A 15,811-nucleotide genomic window follows, 5' to 3' on the forward strand; every position below is an offset into this window, starting at 1 on the left:
GTAATTTTGACCAATCGAAAATGCCGCTCCATGTGTCTCCGATTGACCCTAGGTGGTTGCCGTCCTACATGGGTCTGACTAACATGTCGGAAAATTCATCCTATGATTGGATGAAAAGGTGGGTTTCATGTCCGACATTTCCCCTTTGATCAAGCGGTCCCTAGTCGATCAGGCTTTGGATCAACTGCGTCAGCGCATCAACAGCGGTGCGTGGCAAGTCGGCGAGCGTCTGCCGACCGAGCCTGAGCTGTGCGCCGAGCTGGGCATCAGCCGCAACACCGTGCGCGAAGCCATGCGTGTTCTGGCATTTTCCGGTCTGATCGAAATTCGCCAAGGCGACGGCAGTTATCTGCGCGCCGTGGTCGATCCGCTGGATACGCTGAAGGCGTTGTCCCGCTGTTCCCTGGAGCAGGCTCGGGAGACCCGACACATCCTTGAAGTCGAGGCCATCGGCCTGGCGGCGTTGCGTCGTACCGATGACGATCTGGCGGCCCTGCGCGAAGCGCTCGGCACCAGCGGCAGCCACTACCATGGTGATCTCGACACTTACATCGCCTGCGATCTGGTGTTCCATCGCCGACTGGTCGACGCCGCGCACAACCCGACCCTCAGCGAGCTGTATCGATATTTCTCCAGCATCGTCGGCGCGCAATTGCGCCAGACCTTGAATATCTCCCCGCGCCGTCAGGAAGTGTTCGATCTGCACATCGACTTGCTCGATGCGGTCGAGCAACGCGACCCGGAACGGGCCAAAGCCTTGTCGAGGCAGTTGATCAATGAACCTTGAAACCGAGAAATCCATGCCCCGCAGTGAGTTATCCACAGCGTCGAAACGCACCCCCGAACTTGAAGAGCTGCTGATCGATGCCGAGGCTGATGACGAGCAGGTCCAGCAAAGCCACCCATTGGTAAAACGCCCGTGGCTGTTGCTGCTCGGGTTGATTCTGGTGGCGCTGAACCTGCGCCCGGCGTTGTCGAGCATGGCGCCATTGCTCAGCGAGGTCTCCAGAAGCCTCGGGCTGTCTGCGGCGCAGGCGGGATTGCTGACCACGTTGCCAGTGCTGTGCCTGGGCTTGTTCGCACCGCTGGCGCCGATTCTGGCGCGGCGTTTCGGTGCCGAGCGCGTGGTGCTGGGGATTCTGCTGACGCTGGCCGGCGGGATTATCCTGCGCAGTAATTTCGGCGAGATCGGCCTGTTCGCCGGCAGCGTGCTTGGGGGCGCCAGCATCGGCATCGTCGGCGTGCTGTTACCGGGCATTGTCAAACGCGATTTCGCCAAACATGCCGGGACCATGACCGGCGTCTACACCATGGCGCTGTGCCTGGGTGCGGCGATGGCGGCGGGTTCGACCGTGCCGCTGAGTGAACACTTCGGCAACAGCTGGGCGATGGGCCTGGGCTTCTGGGTGATTCCGGCATTGGTGGCGGCGGTTTTCTGGTTGCCGCAAGTTGGCTCGAAGCATGGCGCGCACAACGTCGCTTATCGCGTGCGCGGGTTGCTGCGTGATCCGCTGGCCTGGCAGGTGACCTTGTACATGGGCCTGCAATCGTCGCTGGCCTACATTGTGTTTGGCTGGTTGCCATCGATCCTCATCGGGCGCGGGCTGACACCGACTCAGGCCGGATTGGTGCTGTCCGGTTCGGTGATCATTCAACTGGCCAGTTCGCTGGCCGCGCCGTGGCTGGCGACCCGGGGCAAGGATCAGCGCCTGGCGATCGTCGTGGTCATGGCGCTGACCCTGGCCGGCCTGTTCGGCTGCCTGTACGCACCTATCGAAGGTCTGTGGGGCTGGGCGATTCTGCTCGGGCTGGGGCAGGGCGGCACGTTCAGTCTCGCCCTGACCCTGATCGTCCTGCGCTCGCGCGATTCCCATGTCGCGGCGAACCTGTCGAGCATGTCGCAGGGTTTTGGCTACACCCTGGCGTCCATGGGGCCGTTTGCCGTGGGCGTGGTGCATGACTGGACCGGTGGCTGGAATGCTTTGGGCTGGATCTTCGGCATTATCGGTGCCGGTGCGATCCTCGCCGGGCTGGGTGCGGGGCGCGCGTTGTATGTGCAGGTGCAAAGCGAAAAGATCTGAATGCACTGGGTGCAAATGTGGGAGCGAGCCTGCTCGCGAAAGCGGTGTTTCGGTCAACATGGATGTTGAATGTTGAATTGCCTTCGCGAGCAGGCTCGCTCCCACAAGGGTTTTGCGTATTGCCGATAGTGTTTCTGCGCGCGGCAGATTATGGTGCTGGCAATCTGTACCTATTTCTTTGGAGATTGCCTTGAGCGAAGCCCATAGCGCCCTGATCACCCGCTTCTACCAAGCCTTTCAGCGCCTTGACGCAGAAGCCATGGCGGCCTGCTACACCGACGATGTGGTCTTCAGCGATCCGGCCTTCGGCGAGTTGCGCGGGCGCGATGCCGGCGACATGTGGCGCATGCTGACTACCCGCGCCAGGGATTTTTCCCTGACTTTTGACAATGTCCGCGCCGACGAGCGCACCGGCGGCGCGCATTGGGTGGCGACTTACCTGTTCAGTCAGACCGGCAACGTCGTGGTCAACGACATCCAGGCGCGCTTCGTCTTCCGGGACGGCAAGATCTGTGAGCACCACGACCACTTCGATCTGTGGCGCTGGTCGCGGCAGGCGTTGGGTTTCAAAGGCCTGCTGCTGGGCTGGACGCCGCTGGTGCGCAACGCGGTACGTGCCCAGGCGCGCAAGGGACTGAAGGCATTTCAGGCCGGGCGCTGATAAGATCGCCGCCTGTTTTCCTACACGTTCAGATCCCGAAGTGACCAGCCTTAGCGAAAAATCCGTCGATGCTGCCGAACCAGTGAGTAAATCCTGGTTCGTCTACCTCGTGCGTGCCGCCAATGGCTCGTTGTATTGCGGAATCAGCGACGACCCCGTACGCCGTTTCGCCAAGCACCAGAGCGGCAAGGGAGCGCGGTTCTTTCTTTCCAGCCCGGCGATGGCGTTGGTCTACACCGAACTGTGCCGTGACAAAAGCGATGCCCTGCGACAGGAACGGCTGATCAAGAAACTCAAGAAGAGCGCCAAGGAATGCCTGGTCGCGTCTTATCAATCTGACTGATTGGTTCCCATCAGGCAGATCGGTAGGCCTGTCAGGCAATGCGCGCTAAGCTGCGGATTCACTTTTCCAGCGGCGGAGCCGAGCATGTCCGAGTTGATTCTGCACCATTACCCGACCTCTCCATTTGCCGAGAAGGCGCGCCTGCTGCTGGGCTTCAAAGGCCTGTCCTGGCGTTCGGTGCATATTTCCCCGGTGATGCCCAAGCCTGATCTGACGGCATTGACCGGTGGCTACCGCAAGACTCCAGTGTTGCAGATCGGTGCCGACATCTATTGCGACACCGCACTGATCGCTCGACGCCTGGAACAGGAAAAAGCCCTGCCGGCGTTCTTTCCCGAAGGCCAGGAAATGACCAGCGCCAGTTTTGCGGCGTGGGCCGACTCGATGGTGTTTCAGCACGCGGTGAGCCTGGTGTTCCAGCCAGAATCGGTAGCCGTGCGTTTTGGCAAATTGCCGCCGGAAGCGATAAAGGCCTTCCTGGCCGACCGCGCCGGGTTGTTCAGCGGTGGCAGCGCCACGCGTCTGTCCGCCGAGCAGGCCAAGCATCAGTGGCCGACGATCATGGCGCGGCTGGAGCAACAGTTGCAGCGCGAGCAGGGCGACTTCCTCTTCGGCGAGCCATCGATTGCCGACTTCGCCCTGGCGCATCCGATGTGGTTCCTCAAGGCGACCCACGTCACGGCGCCGCTGGTGGATGAATATCCGGCGGTTGCGGCGTGGCTGGGTCGGGTGCTGGGGTTCGGCCATGGCGCAGCGAGCGAGATGTCCTCTGCCGAGGCATTGGAGGTCGCGCGTAACGCGACGCCAGCGGCATTGCCGGATGAGCGGTTCGTTGATCCGAACGGCTTCAAGACGGGACAGCAAGTGGCAATTGCCGCTGTCGATTACGGCGTTGATCCGGTGGCAGGCGAGTTGTTGTTTGCTGGCAGTGAAGAGCTGATCATTCGCCGTGAAGACGAACGTGGCGGCGTGGTGCATGTGCACTTTCCGCGTTTTGGTTTCCGTATCGAAGCGCGCTAAAAGCAAAAGATCGCAGCCTTCGGCAGCTCCTACACCGATCTCATGTAGGAGCTGCCGAAGGCTGCGATCTTTTGATCTTGATTTTATTTCAGGGCAGCGAGGATTTCGTCCGGATCGAACCCGCGAATCAACGTGCCGTTCACATCGATCAGCGGAATCCCGCGTCCACCCAATGCTTCATACGCCTTGCGCGCTTCAACATCTTTCTCGATGTCGAACTCCTTGAACGGTATGCCCTTGCTGTCGAGAAAGCGTTTGGTCTGTTTGCAGTAGCCGCACCAGTCGGTGGCATAAAGCACGACATTGGCTTGCGCCCGGGTCTGCGGCGAGACCATTTGCGCGGGATTGAACACCCGCTCGATCTTGCCCCAGTTCTGATAGACCACGACCACCAGCAATACCAGGGCGACCTTTTTCAGCACATTGCCGAGCATCAGTTACGCCGCTTCAACTGATCGGTCAGCGAAGTCGGCAGGCCTTTGATGATCAGGGTGCCGTTCTCTTCGTCGTACTCGATCTTCGAGCCCAGCAGGTGCGCTTCGAAGCTGATCGACAAACCTTCGGCGCGGCCGGTGAAACGACGGAATTGATTGAGGGTGCGCTTGTCTGCCGGAATCTCTGGCGACAGGCCATAGTCCTTGTTGCGGATGTGATCGTAGAAGGCTTTCGGGCGTTCTTCGTCGATCAGCTCCGACAGCTCCTCAAGACCCATCGGTTCGCCGAGCTTGGCCTGGCTGCTGGCATAGTCAACCAGGGTCTTGGTTTTCTCGCGGGCCGAGTCTTCCGGCAGGTCTTCGCTCTCGACAAAGTCACTGAAGGCCTTGAGCAGCGTGCGCGTCTCGCCGGGGCCGTCGACGCCTTCCTGGCAACCGATGAAGTCGCGGAAATACTCCGAGACCTTCTTGCCATTCTTGCCCTTGATGAACGAGATGTACTGCTTGGACTGCTTGTTGTTCTGCCACTCGGAAACGTTGATCCGCGCGGCCAGATGCAACTGGCCAAGGTCGAGATGGCGCGAGGGCGTCACGTCGAGCTCGTCGGTCACCGCCACGCCTTCGCTGTGGTGCAGCAGGGCGATCGCCAGGTAGTCAGTCATGCCTTGCTGATAGTGGGCGAACAGCACGTGGCCACCCACCGACAGGTTGGATTCTTCCATCAGTTTCTGCAGATGCTCGACCGCCACTTTACTGAACGCGGTGAAGTCACGGCCGCCTTCCATATACTCCTTCAGCCAGCCGCTGAACGGGAATGCGCCGGATTCCGGATGGAACAGGCCCCAGGCTTTGCCCTGTTTGGCGTTGTAGCTTTCGTTGAGGTCGGCGAGCATGTTTTCGATGGCTGCGGACTCGGCCAGTTCAGAGTCACGGGCGTGCAGAACTGCGGGCGTGCCGTCGGGTTTTTTGTCGATCAGGTGGACGATGCAATGACGGATCGGCATGGGCTTCTCGGCTGTTGGAAGGGAGGAGGGCAGGCTCCCCCGAAAAAGCGCTCAGTGTAACCGAATCTCCGGCCGAGGCTCTGCGTAGGAGCTGCCGAAGGCTGCGATCTTTTGATCTTGTTTTTGAAAAAGCAAAGTCCAAAGATCGCAGCCTTCGGCAGCTCCTACAGGGGGGCCAAGGCTTAAATCGGCGCAAGCGGCCGGCCTTAAGCGGTTTTTTACCGATTTAGCGCAATAAAGCTGACCAAATGGGTAGCTAGAGGCGGATATTTCCTTGTCGCTGTGCTAGTTTTGCCCGGTCTTACGCGAAGTCACTGCGTTAAGCGTGCATTCAGCATTTGTCAGGTCGAACCAAACCCTGATTTCGGCATCTATAACCCGACTCGTCGTGGTTATCGCCGAGGGTGCCAGATCCAGAAGATCGGGCTCGATGGCTGACACTGCACTCTGCAATCCATATGAATTTGATAGGGAAGGAACACTACATGGCTCTTACTAAAGACCAACTGATCGCCGACATCGCTGAAGCTATCGACGCGCCGAAAACCACCGCGCGTAACGCTCTGGACCAACTGGGCCAAATCGTTGCCGATCAGCTGGAAAACGGCGGCGAAATCACCTTGCCAGGTATCGGCAAGCTGAAAGTGACCGAGCGTCCTGCCCGCACTGGCCGTAACCCTTCGACTGGCGCTGCCATCGAAATCCCTGCAAAGAAAGTGATCAAGCTGGTTGTGGCCAAAGGCCTGACCGACGCTGTGAACAAGTAAGACGCAGCGATAAAAAAACCGTGCTTCGGAGTGATCCGGGGCACGGTTTTTTTGTGTCTGTGATTTAGCGACTGAATCGCAGGGCCAATGTGGGAGCGAGCCTGCTCGCGAAAGCGGTAGGTCAGTCGATATTGAAGCTGACTGACACGCCGCTTTCGCGAGCAGGCTCGCTCCCACAGGGGATCTGCTGTGTGTTAGCGAACCCAGCGCTCACGCCGCCAGATCTGCTGCTCGGACTTGGTCTGGAAGGTCCAGGCGACAAAGCGGCTCTGCTTCTGGCCCTGCGACATCTCCACGACCTGGCTCTCCAGCACGCCGGCCTTCTTCAGTGCCGTCTCGATGGCCGGCAGGTTCGAGGCCTTCGACACCAGTGTGCTGAACCACAACACCTTGTGCTGGAAGTTCGCACTTTCGGCAATCAACTGCGTCACAAAGCGCGCTTCACCGCCTTCACACCACAGCTCCGCCGATTGCCCGCCGAAGTTCAGCACCGGTAGCTTGCGTTTCGGGTCGGCCTTGCCCAAGGCGCGCCACTTGCGCTCGCTGCCCTTGGTCGCTTCTTCCATCGAAGCGTGGAACGGCGGGTTGCACATGGTCAGGTCGAAACGCTCGCCCGGCTCCAGCAAGCCAATGAGGATGTGCTTGCGGTTTTCCTGCTGGCGCAGCTGGATCACCTTGCTCAGATCGTTGGACTGCACGATGGCTCGCGCCGCCGCCACGGCTGTTGGGTCGATCTCCGAGCCGAGGAAGTGCCAACGGTATTCGCTGTTGCCGATCAACGGATAAACGCAGTTGGCGCCCATGCCGATATCCAGCACATTGACGATCGCGCCGCGCGGGACCTTGCCGTCGTTCATGCTCGCCAGCAGGTCAGCGAGAAAGTGCACATAGTCGGCACGCCCCGGAACCGGAGGGCAAAGATAGTCCGCCGGAATGTCCCAATGCTGGATGCCGTAGAACGCCTTGAGCAGCGCCCGATTGAACACACGTACCGCGTCGGGGCTGGCGAAGTCGATGCTTTCCTTGCCGTACGGGTTGGTGATCACGTACTTGGCCAGTTCCGGCGTGGTCTTGATCAGTGCCGGAAAGTCGTAACGACCCTGATGGCGATTGCGCGGATGCAGGCTGGCCTTCTCGCGCGGCTCGACGGCTTTGCTAGGGGACGCGGCGTCAGGCTTCTTGCGCGCAGGTTTGGGTGTGCGGGGGGCGGTCATGGGCGTGGTCGATTCGGGTATGGCTGAAAGTGGCGGGCATTGTCCCACATCTGAAGGCAACACCGTTCAAACTGTGGGAGCGAGCCTGCTCGCGAAGGCGGTTTCACATCCGGCAGATTTGTCGGCTGACACAGCGCTTTCGCGAGCAGGCTCGCTCCCACAGGGGACTCAAGGTTTTTCAGGAATAAAAAAGGGAGGCCACTTGGGCCTCCCTTTTTCAGTGCGATTTGCCGTTACAGGCTGGCAATCCGCGCATGCTGCTCGGCCAGCTTGCCCAAGGCCTGTTCGGCCTCGGCCAGTTTGGCGCGTTCCTTTTCGATGACTTCGGCCGGGGCCTTGTCGACGAAACCTGCGTTGGACAGCTTGCCGCCAACGCGCTGGACTTCGCCCTGCAGACGCAGGATTTCCTTGTCCAGACGCGCCAGTTCGGCGCCCTTGTCGATCAGACCGGCCATCGGCACCAGCACTTCCATCTCGCCGACCAGTGCGGTAGCGGACAGCGGTGCTTCTTCGCCAGCGGCGAGTACGGTGATCGATTCCAGACGCGCCAGCTTCTTCAGCAGCGCTTCGTTCTCGGTCAGGCGGCGCTGGTCGTCAGCGCTGACGTTCTTCAGGAAGATCGGCAGTGGCTTGCCCGGGCCGATGTTCATCTCGCCACGAATGTTGCGCGTGCCGAGCATCAGTTCCTTGAGCCATTCGATGTCGTTTTCCGCCGCCGGATCGATGCGCTCTTCGTTGGCCACCGGCCAAGGCTGCAGCATGATCGTCTTGCCCTGGATGCCGGCCAGCGGCGCGATGCGCTGCCAGATTTCTTCAGTGATGAACGGCATGAACGGATGCGCCAGACGCAGCGCCACTTCCAGCACGCGTACCAGCGTCCGGCGAGTGCCGCGCTGACGTTCGACCGGTGCGTTCTCGTCCCACAGCACAGGCTTGGACAGTTCCAGATACCAGTCGCAGTACTGGTTCCAGATGAACTCGTACAACGCTTGCGCGGCGAGGTCGAAACGGAACTGATCCAGTTGGCGGGTCACTTCGGCTTCGGTGCGTTGCAGCTGCGAGATGATCCAGCGATCAGCCAGCGACAGCTCGTAGGCTTCGCCGTTCTGGCCGCAGTCTTCGCCCTTGTCCAGAACGTAACGCGCGGCGTTCCAGATCTTGTTGCAGAAGTTGCGATAGCCTTCGACGCGACCCATGTCGAACTTGATGTCGCGACCGGTCGAGGCCAGCGAGCAGAACGTGAAGCGCAGGGCGTCGGTGCCGTAGCTTTCGATGCCATTGGCGAATTCTTCGCGGGTGGCTTTCTCGATCTTCTTCGCCAGTTTCGGTTGCATCAGGCCCGAAGTGCGCTTCTGCACCAGGGTTTCCAGGTCGATGCCGTCGATGATGTCCAGCGGGTCAAGGACGTTGCCCTTGGACTTGGACATCTTCTGGCCTTGGCCGTCGCGTACCAGACCGTGTACGTACACAGTCTTGAACGGAACCTGCGGCGTGCCGTCTTCGTTCTTCATCAGGTGCATGGTCATCATGATCATCCGGGCAACCCAGAAGAAGATGATGTCGAAACCGGTGACCAGCACGTCGGTGGAGTGGAATTTCTTCAGGAACTCGGTCTGCTCAGGCCAGCCCAGCGTGGAGAAGGTCCACAGGCCGGAACTGAACCAGGTGTCGAGTACGTCATTGTCCTGTTGCAGCGCAACGTCCGGGCCGAGGTTGTGCTTGGCACGCACTTCGGCTTCGTCGCGACCGACGTAGACCTTGCCCGACTCGTCGTACCAGGCCGGAATCCGGTGGCCCCACCACAGCTGACGGCTGATGCACCAGTCCTGGATGTCGCGCATCCACGAGAAGTACATGTTTTCGTACTGTTTGGGCACGAACTGGATGCGACCGTCTTCAACGGCAGCAATCGCCGGCTCGGCCAGAGGCTTGGTCGATACGTACCACTGGTCGGTCAGCCACGGCTCGATGACCGTGCCGGAACGATCGCCTTTCGGCGTTTTCAGGTTGTGATCGTTGACACTCACCAGCAGGCCGGCAGCGTCGAACGCGGCAACGATCTGCTTGCGCGCTTCGAAACGCTCAAGGCCGGCGAACTCGGCCGGAATCTTGCCGTCGATGCTCTCGTTCAGCGTGCCGTCGAGGTTGAACACCTGAGCGGCAGGCAGCACGTTGGCGTTCTTGTCGAAGATGTTCAGCAGCGGCAGGTTGTGGCGCTTGCCGACTTCGTAGTCGTTGAAATCGTGGGCCGGGGTGATTTTCACGCAGCCGGTGCCGAATTCAGGATCGCAGTAATCGTCGGCGATGATCGGGATGCGGCGGCCAACCAGTGGCAGCTCGACGAATTTGCCGATCAGCGCTTTGTAGCGCTCGTCGTTGGGGTTAACCGCGACGGCGGAGTCGCCGAGCATGGTTTCCGGACGGGTGGTGGCGACGATCAGGAAGTCATCGCCCTCGGCGGTTTTTACACCGTCGGCCAATGGGTATTTCAGGTTCCACAGGAAACCTTTCTCTTCGTGGTTTTCCACTTCGAGGTCGGAAATCGCCGTGTGCAGTTTGGTGTCCCAGTTGACCAGACGCTTGCCGCGATAGATCAGGCCGTCTTCATGCAGACGCACGAAGGCTTCCTTGACCGCTTCCGAGAGGCCGTCGTCCATGGTAAAGCGCTCGCGGCTCCAGTCGACGGACGAGCCGAGGCGGCGGATCTGCCGGCTGATGTTGCCGCCGGACTGATCTTTCCATTCCCAGACTTTCTCGAGGAATTTTTCCCGGCCCAGATCGTGACGATTCTGGCCCTGGGCTTCGAGTTGGCGCTCCACCAGCATCTGCGTGGCGATACCGGCGTGGTCGGTGCCCGGCTGCCACAGGGTGTCGCGACCCTGCATGCGGCGGAAACGGATCAACGCGTCCATGATCGCGTTGTTGAAACCGTGACCCATGTGCAGGCTGCCGGTGACGTTCGGCGGCGGGATCATGATGGTGTAGGACTCGCCCGCGCCTTGCGGGGCGAAGTAGTTCTCGGACTCCCAGGTCTTGTACCAGGAAGTTTCAATGGCGTGCGGCTGGTAGGTCTTATCCATGCGCGGCGGGACCCTATTGGCATTTATTCAGGAAAAGCCGGGAAGTATAGCGGGGCATGGTGCCGAGGGCGAGCGGGGGAGGTCTGGCGGAGATCTAAATGTAGGAGTGAGCCTGCTCGCGATGCAGGCACTGCGGTTTTTCAGGAAAACCGAGGTGATGCCATCGCCAGCAGGCTGGCTCCTACAGAGGATTGGGGCTTATTCGTACTGGCTGAGCAGCCGCTCCATCCGCGCATCCAGGCGACGTTTGATTTCGGTTTCGATGTGCGGGGCGAAGTCGTCGATCACGTCTTGCATGATCAATTGCGCGGCGGCGCGCAGTTCGCTGTCCAGGTGCAGCAAGGCATCCGGGCCTTTATCGACCGGTGCGGCAGCCGGGGCAGCCGGCGGCGCTGGTGGCGGCTCGACGGCCGCCGGCTGATTGCCGACGGAATCGAACAGCATCGGAATCTGTTCCTGTTCGCCGTCATCGACCGTATCGGTCAACAGCGGCGGTTGCAGGTTGTCATCGCCGAGCAACTGGCGGATCGATTCGAGATCGTCCAGCAGGTGTGCGGATTTCTGTTGCGGTTTCGGAGTGTCCATTGGAATGCTCAGAGTCGCTGTAAACGGTGGTCTTGCAGAGAATAGCCCTGTTCGCGGTAGAAACGGAAACTCTCCCGCGCCGCTGCGCGGATGGTCGGATCTTCCACCACCACTTCCGCCACGCGGGCGAATTTGCTGGCGAAGGCCGGGACTTTCAGATCGAGATTGACCAGCAGATCCTGGTGCTCACCGCAGTCTGCCCCGTGTCCCAGCACGATCAAACCGTCGGGCTCACTGTCGGCAGGGCCGTGAGGCACGAAACTTTCGCCCTTGAATGCCCACAGACGCGCATCGAGATCGTCACGTTGGGCCGCATCGCTGCAATGCAGGTAGATGCGATGGCCCATGCGCCAGGCTTTCTCGGTGAGCTTGCAGGCGAAATCCAGACGCGCTGAAGGATCGGCGCTGGGCAGGATATAGAAGTCGACTTTGGTCATTGCGGTTCCAGAGCGGCAAGCGGCGTCACCCGAAAGTGGCGCCGCCGCCCATCAGCGGTGTCAGGCTTTGGCGCGATCGAGCAGGTACTGGGTCAGCAGCGGAACCGGACGGCCAGTGGCGCCCTTGTCCTTGCCGCCGCTGGTCCATGCCGTGCCGGCGATGTCCAGGTGCGCCCAGTTGAGGTTCTTGGTGAAGCGCGACAGGAAGCAGGCGGCAGTGATGGTGCCGGCCTTCGGCCCGCCAATGTTGGCGATGTCGGCGAACGGGCTGTCCAGCTGCTCTTGATACTCGTCGAACAGCGGCAGTTGCCAGGCGCGGTCGTCGGCAGCCTTGCCGGCGCTGAGCAGTTGGTCGATCAGTTCGTCGTTGTTGCCCAGCAGGCCGGACGTGTGTGCGCCCAGGGCCACCACGCAAGCACCGGTCAGGGTGGCGATGTCGATCACCGCTTGTGGCTTGAAGCGCTCGGCGTAGGTCAGCGCATCGCACAGCACCAGACGGCCTTCGGCGTCGGTGTTGAGGATTTCCACGGTCTGGCCGCTCATGGTGGTGACGATGTCGCCCGGACGGGTCGCATTGCCGCTCGGCATGTTTTCGGCGCAGGCGAGGATGCACACCAGATTGATCGGCAGTTTCAGCTCAAGCACGGCGCGCAATGTGCCGAACACGGAGGCAGCGCCGCCCATGTCGTACTTCATCTCGTCCATGCCGGCGCCCGGCTTCAGGCTGATGCCGCCGGTGTCGAAGGTGATGCCCTTGCCGACCAGCGCGTATGGCTTCTCGGATTTCTTGCCACCGTTGTATTGCATGACGATCAGGCGCGGCGGCTGGGCGCTGCCCTGGCCCACTGCGTAGAACGAGCCCATGCCGAGGGATTTGATCTTCTTCTCGTCGAGGACTTCGACTTTCAGATCCTTGAACTCTTTGCCCAGATTCTTGGCCTGTTCGCCCATGAACGTCGGGTGGCAGATGTTCGGCGGCAGGTTGCCCAGATCGCGGGTGAAGGCCATGCCGTTGGCGATGGCGGTGGCGTGGTTCACGGCGCGCTGCACTTCGGCTTGCGCAGCCTTGATGGTCAGCAGGGTGATTTTCTTCAGCGCGCGCGGTTCGGCTTTCTGGCTCTTGAACTGGTCGAAGGTGTAGCCGCCGTCGACCAGGGTTTCCGCCAGCAGGCGGGTCTTGCCGTAGCTGTCGCGACCTTTGACGATGACTTCATCCAGCGCCAGCACGGCATCACCGCCGCCCAGGCCTTTGAGGGTGTTGAGGATGCCGGCAACGATTTTGCGGAACGGACGGTCGCCCAGTTCCTCGTCCTTGCCCACGCCGACCAGCAACACGCGCTCGGCTTTGAGATTCGGCAGGCTGTGCAGCAGCAGGCTTTGACCGACCTTGCCGGCCAGGTCGCCACGCTTGAGCACGGCGCTGATGGCACCACCGCTCGACTCGTCGACCAGTCTGGCGGCGACACCGAGTTTGCGGCCTTCGCCGATGGCAACCACCAGGGTGGCGGTTTTCAACGTTTCTGGGCTAACGCTTTTTACAACCAGTTCCATGTCCGGATCCCTGAATGAATGGTCAACACGCAGGCGTTCGACGCTGTCCGCAGTCGCCTGCTTATAGATAGAAGAGGCGCAGGCCAAAGCCTGCGACAAGGGCCGCAGTTTGAACCTCGCTCCCCGCGCCTGACAACCCTCAGCAAAGGATTACAGCGATGGATGAGTGTGCGCAGTGACAGGCGCACCCAATCACAGGATAATGCCGCATCTTTTTTCGACCGCTCTGCATGGCGGGCCGGTCGATGTGTTTGCTTGTTTGGCCGCCTTAGCCTGACAACCCTGGAGTGTCTGGTTTGATCGTCTTCCGTTATCTGTCCCGCGAAGTCCTGTTGACCCTTAGCGCCGTAAGTGCCGTGCTGCTGGTCATCATCATGAGCGGTCGCTTCATCAAATACCTGGCGCAGGCTGCGGCCGGTCAGCTCGATCCGGGCTCGCTGTTCCTGATCATGGGCTTTCGTCTGCCGGGCTTTCTGCAACTGATTCTGCCGCTGGGCCTGTTCCTCGGGATCCTGCTGGCCTACGGTCGCCTGTACCTTGAAAGCGAAATGACCGTGCTCTCGGCCACCGGCATGAGCCAGCAGAAGCTGTTTCGCATGACCCTGTTTCCGGCGACGCTGGTGGCACTGGTGGTCGCGTGGCTGAGCCTCGGCCTGGCTCCGCAGGGCGCCAACCAGTTTCAGCTGCTGCTGAACAAGCAGGACGCGCTGACCGAGTTCGATACCCTCGAGCCGGGCCGCTTCCAGGCCCTGCGTGATGGCACTCGGGTGACCTACACCGAAACCCTGAGCGACGATCGCGTCAATCTCGGCAGCGTGTTCATCTCGCAGAAGAACCTCGGTGCCGATAAGAAGGACCGCGGGATTTCCGTACTGGTGGCCGAGTCGGGCCGTCAGGAAATCCGCCCCGATGGCAATCGCTACCTGATTCTCGACAACGGCTATCGTTATGACGGCAGCCCCGGGCAGGCCGATTACCGCGCCATCCATTACGAAACCTACGGCGTGCTGCTGCCCAAGCCGGACGTCAGCGAAGAAGTCACCGATCGCGATGCGATGCCGACGTCGTCCCTGTGGGGCAGCGACGACATTCGTTCGAAAACCGAGCTGCAATGGCGCATGTCGCTGCCGTTGCTGGTGTTCATCGTGACCCTGATGGCGGTGCCGCTGTCGCGGGTGAATCCGCGCCAAGGGCGTTTTCTCAAGCTGCTGCCGGCGATTCTTCTTTATATGGCTTACCTGACCATCCTGATTGCCGCTCGCGGCGCCCTTGAAAAAGGCAAGATCCCGCCGGCCCTTGGCCTGTGGTGGGTGCACGCGATCTTCCTGGTGATCGGCCTCGGCCTGCTGTATTGGGAGCCGCTGCGTCTGAAACTGGCCAGCCGTCGCAGCGCTGCGCTGGAGGTGGCCCGTGGTTAAACTCGACCGCTACATCGGCAGCAGCGTGTTCATGGCGATCATCGCTGTGCTGGCGATCATCCTCGGCCTGGCGACGCTGTTTGCCTTCATCGATGAAATGGGCGACGTCAGCGACACCTACACGCTGGTCGACGTGCTCGGCTTTGTATTGCTGACCGCACCGCGCCGGCTGTATGAAATGTTGCCGATGGCCGCATTGATCGGCTGCCTGATCGGTCTCGGCAGTCTGGCCAGCAGCAGTGAGCTGACGGTCATGCGCGCTGCTGGCGTGTCGATCGGCCGTATCGTCTGGGCTGTCATGAAGCCGATGCTGGTGCTGATGCTCGCCGGCGTGCTGATCGGCGAATACGTCGCCCCGGCCACCGAAAGCATGGCCCAGGCCAATCGCTCGCTGGCCCAGGGCAGCGGCGACGCGCAAAGCGCCAAGCACGGTATGTGGCACCGTCAGGGTGAGGAATTCATCCACATCAACGCGGTTCAGCCGAACGGTCTGTTGTACGGCGTGACGCGCTATCACTTCGACAAGGAGCGCCATCTGCTCAGCTCCAGCTTCGCCAAGAAGGCCGAGTTCGACGGCACCAAGTGGCAGCTCACCGACGTTGCCACCACGCTGTTCCATGAGCGCAGTACTGAAGTGGTCAACAGTCCGAGCGAGGAGTGGGACGTGGCGTTGAGCCCGCAGCTGCTCAGCACCGTGGTGATGGCGCCGGAATCGCTGTCGATCAGCGGTCTGTGGGGCTACATCCACTATCTGGCGGAGCAGGGCCTGAGCAATGGTCGCTACTGGCTGGCATTTTGGGTCAAGGTGTTGCAGCCGCTGGTGACCGCCGCGCTGGTGCTGATGGCGATCTCGTTCATCTTCGGCCCACTGCGCTCGGTGACCCTTGGTCAGCGGGTCTTCACTGGCGTGCTGGTGGGCTTCACCTTCCGCATCGTCCAGGATCTGCTGGGGCCATCGAGTCTGGTGTTCGGTTTCTCGCCGCTGTTTGCGGTGCTGGTGCCGGCCGGCGTGTGTGCGCTGGCGGGTGTCTGGCTGCTCAGGCGAGCGGGCTGATGAACAAGCTTTCATTCAGCGCTTGAACCCTGAAAACGCCTCGGTCGCCAGACCGGGGCGTTTTTGCATGCGATCCGGGTGACAGGCGAACGTGACGCTTGCGCCGTGTATCAGGTACAATTCCCGGCTATTTTTCGGCGGGCCAAGCCTGCAGCCTTTTTG

15 protein-coding genes are annotated in these 15,811 nt (G+C 60.9%); 8 read left to right on the forward strand and 7 right to left on the reverse strand.

Annotation, left to right across the window (positions count from 1 at the left end):
- Nucleotides 1-127: 127 nt before the first annotated feature.
- From CKW30_RS07350 to CKW30_RS07370, 5 genes are all read left to right on the forward strand, one after another.
- Nucleotides 128-787, forward strand: coding sequence for a FadR/GntR family transcriptional regulator (locus tag CKW30_RS07350; RefSeq protein ID WP_095180430.1), 660 nt, complete (start codon nucleotides 128-130; stop codon nucleotides 785-787).
- Nucleotides 777-2,081 (forward strand): CynX/NimT family MFS transporter, encoded by a 1,305-nt coding sequence (locus tag CKW30_RS07355; RefSeq protein ID WP_095180431.1) that lies wholly within the window; start codon nucleotides 777-779, stop codon nucleotides 2,079-2,081. The genes CKW30_RS07350 and CKW30_RS07355 overlap by 11 nt, the downstream gene beginning before the upstream one ends.
- Nucleotides 2,082-2,271: 190 nt before the next feature.
- A complete protein-coding gene (locus CKW30_RS07360; protein ID WP_095180432.1) occupies nucleotides 2,272-2,742 on the forward strand; it encodes a nuclear transport factor 2 family protein in 471 nt (156 codons plus the stop codon).
- Nucleotides 2,743-2,782: 40 nt separating this feature from the next.
- On the forward strand, nucleotides 2,783-3,085 hold the full coding sequence (locus tag CKW30_RS07365) for a GIY-YIG nuclease family protein (RefSeq protein ID WP_095180433.1): 303 nt from the start codon (nucleotides 2,783-2,785) through the stop codon (nucleotides 3,083-3,085).
- Nucleotides 3,086-3,169: 84 nt separating this feature from the next.
- Nucleotides 3,170-4,105 (forward strand): glutathione S-transferase family protein, encoded by a 936-nt coding sequence (locus CKW30_RS07370; protein WP_095180434.1) that lies wholly within the window; start codon nucleotides 3,170-3,172, stop codon nucleotides 4,103-4,105.
- 83 nt (nucleotides 4,106-4,188) lie between these two features.
- On the opposite strand, the gene CKW30_RS07375 is transcribed toward CKW30_RS07370, so the two are convergent.
- Nucleotides 4,189-4,539: a glutaredoxin family protein gene (locus CKW30_RS07375; RefSeq protein WP_095180435.1), complete on the reverse strand. Its 351-nt coding sequence runs from the start codon at nucleotides 4,537-4,539 to the stop codon at nucleotides 4,189-4,191.
- The gene (gene yejK, locus CKW30_RS07380) at nucleotides 4,539-5,543 is read right to left on the reverse strand and encodes a nucleoid-associated protein YejK (protein ID WP_039759184.1); all 1,005 of its coding nucleotides are present in this window, start codon (nucleotides 5,541-5,543) and stop codon (nucleotides 4,539-4,541) included. The genes CKW30_RS07375 and yejK overlap by 1 nt, the downstream gene beginning before the upstream one ends.
- Before the next feature lie 485 nt (nucleotides 5,544-6,028).
- Between yejK and CKW30_RS07385 the strand changes: the two genes are divergently transcribed.
- Nucleotides 6,029-6,310 (forward strand): HU family DNA-binding protein, encoded by a 282-nt coding sequence (locus CKW30_RS07385; RefSeq protein ID WP_003221909.1) that lies wholly within the window; start codon nucleotides 6,029-6,031, stop codon nucleotides 6,308-6,310.
- Nucleotides 6,311-6,504: 194 nt separating this feature from the next.
- On the opposite strand, the gene rlmF is transcribed toward CKW30_RS07385, so the two are convergent.
- The 5 genes from rlmF to CKW30_RS07410 form a co-directional block, all read right to left on the reverse strand.
- Nucleotides 6,505-7,524 carry a 23S rRNA (adenine(1618)-N(6))-methyltransferase RlmF gene (gene rlmF / locus CKW30_RS07390; RefSeq protein ID WP_016771571.1) on the reverse strand — a complete coding sequence of 340 codons (1,020 nt, stop codon included), beginning with the start codon at nucleotides 7,522-7,524 and terminating at the stop codon, nucleotides 6,505-6,507.
- A gap of 233 nt (nucleotides 7,525-7,757) precedes the next feature.
- Nucleotides 7,758-10,604: a valine--tRNA ligase gene (locus tag CKW30_RS07395; RefSeq protein WP_041479508.1), complete on the reverse strand. Its 2,847-nt coding sequence runs from the start codon at nucleotides 10,602-10,604 to the stop codon at nucleotides 7,758-7,760.
- Nucleotides 10,605-10,802: 198 nt separating this feature from the next.
- A complete protein-coding gene (locus tag CKW30_RS07400; protein ID WP_056783087.1) occupies nucleotides 10,803-11,189 on the reverse strand; it encodes a hypothetical protein in 387 nt (128 codons plus the stop codon).
- Nucleotides 11,190-11,197: 8 nt separating this feature from the next.
- A complete protein-coding gene (locus CKW30_RS07405; protein ID WP_056783088.1) occupies nucleotides 11,198-11,626 on the reverse strand; it encodes a DNA polymerase III subunit chi in 429 nt (142 codons plus the stop codon).
- Between the two features lie 60 nt (nucleotides 11,627-11,686).
- Nucleotides 11,687-13,177, reverse strand: a complete 1,491-nt coding sequence (locus tag CKW30_RS07410; RefSeq protein WP_095180436.1) for a leucyl aminopeptidase — start codon at nucleotides 13,175-13,177, stop codon at nucleotides 11,687-11,689.
- A gap of 296 nt (nucleotides 13,178-13,473) precedes the next feature.
- Between CKW30_RS07410 and lptF the strand changes: the two genes are divergently transcribed.
- Together lptF and lptG are read left to right on the forward strand one after the other, a co-directional pair.
- A complete protein-coding gene (lptF, locus tag CKW30_RS07415) occupies nucleotides 13,474-14,595 on the forward strand; it encodes an LPS export ABC transporter permease LptF (RefSeq protein WP_016771566.1) in 1,122 nt (373 codons plus the stop codon).
- The gene (lptG, locus tag CKW30_RS07420; protein ID WP_056783092.1) at nucleotides 14,588-15,649 is read left to right on the forward strand and encodes an LPS export ABC transporter permease LptG; all 1,062 of its coding nucleotides are present in this window, start codon (nucleotides 14,588-14,590) and stop codon (nucleotides 15,647-15,649) included. Before lptF ends, lptG begins: the two co-directional genes overlap by 8 nt.
- Nucleotides 15,650-15,811: the final 162 nt, after the last annotated feature.

The organism is Pseudomonas sp. Irchel 3F6 (assembly GCF_900187595.1).
GTDB classification, from domain to species: Bacteria; Pseudomonadota; Gammaproteobacteria; order Pseudomonadales; family Pseudomonadaceae; genus Aquipseudomonas; species Aquipseudomonas siliginis.

Coding starts and splice junctions, on each gene's coding strand:
- yejK (WP_039759184.1), bottom strand. CDS start 5,543: ATGCCGATCCGTCATTGCATCGTCCACCTGATCGACAAAAAACCCGAC.
- CKW30_RS07410 (WP_095180436.1), bottom strand. CDS start 13,177: ATGGAACTGGTTGTAAAAAGCGTTAGCCCAGAAACGTTGAAAACCGCC.
- CKW30_RS07370 (WP_095180434.1), top strand. CDS start 3,170: ATGTCCGAGTTGATTCTGCACCATTACCCGACCTCTCCATTTGCCGAG.
- CKW30_RS07395 (WP_041479508.1), bottom strand. CDS start 10,604: ATGGATAAGACCTACCAGCCGCACGCCATTGAAACTTCCTGGTACAAG.
- CKW30_RS07355 (WP_095180431.1), top strand. CDS start 777: ATGAACCTTGAAACCGAGAAATCCATGCCCCGCAGTGAGTTATCCACA.
- CKW30_RS07350 (WP_095180430.1), top strand. CDS start 128: ATGTCCGACATTTCCCCTTTGATCAAGCGGTCCCTAGTCGATCAGGCT.
- CKW30_RS07385 (WP_003221909.1), top strand. CDS start 6,029: ATGGCTCTTACTAAAGACCAACTGATCGCCGACATCGCTGAAGCTATC.
- CKW30_RS07400 (WP_056783087.1), bottom strand. CDS start 11,189: ATGGACACTCCGAAACCGCAACAGAAATCCGCACACCTGCTGGACGAT.
- CKW30_RS07405 (WP_056783088.1), bottom strand. CDS start 11,626: ATGACCAAAGTCGACTTCTATATCCTGCCCAGCGCCGATCCTTCAGCG.
- rlmF (WP_016771571.1), bottom strand. CDS start 7,524: ATGACCGCCCCCCGCACACCCAAACCTGCGCGCAAGAAGCCTGACGCC.
- CKW30_RS07375 (WP_095180435.1), bottom strand. CDS start 4,539: ATGCTCGGCAATGTGCTGAAAAAGGTCGCCCTGGTATTGCTGGTGGTC.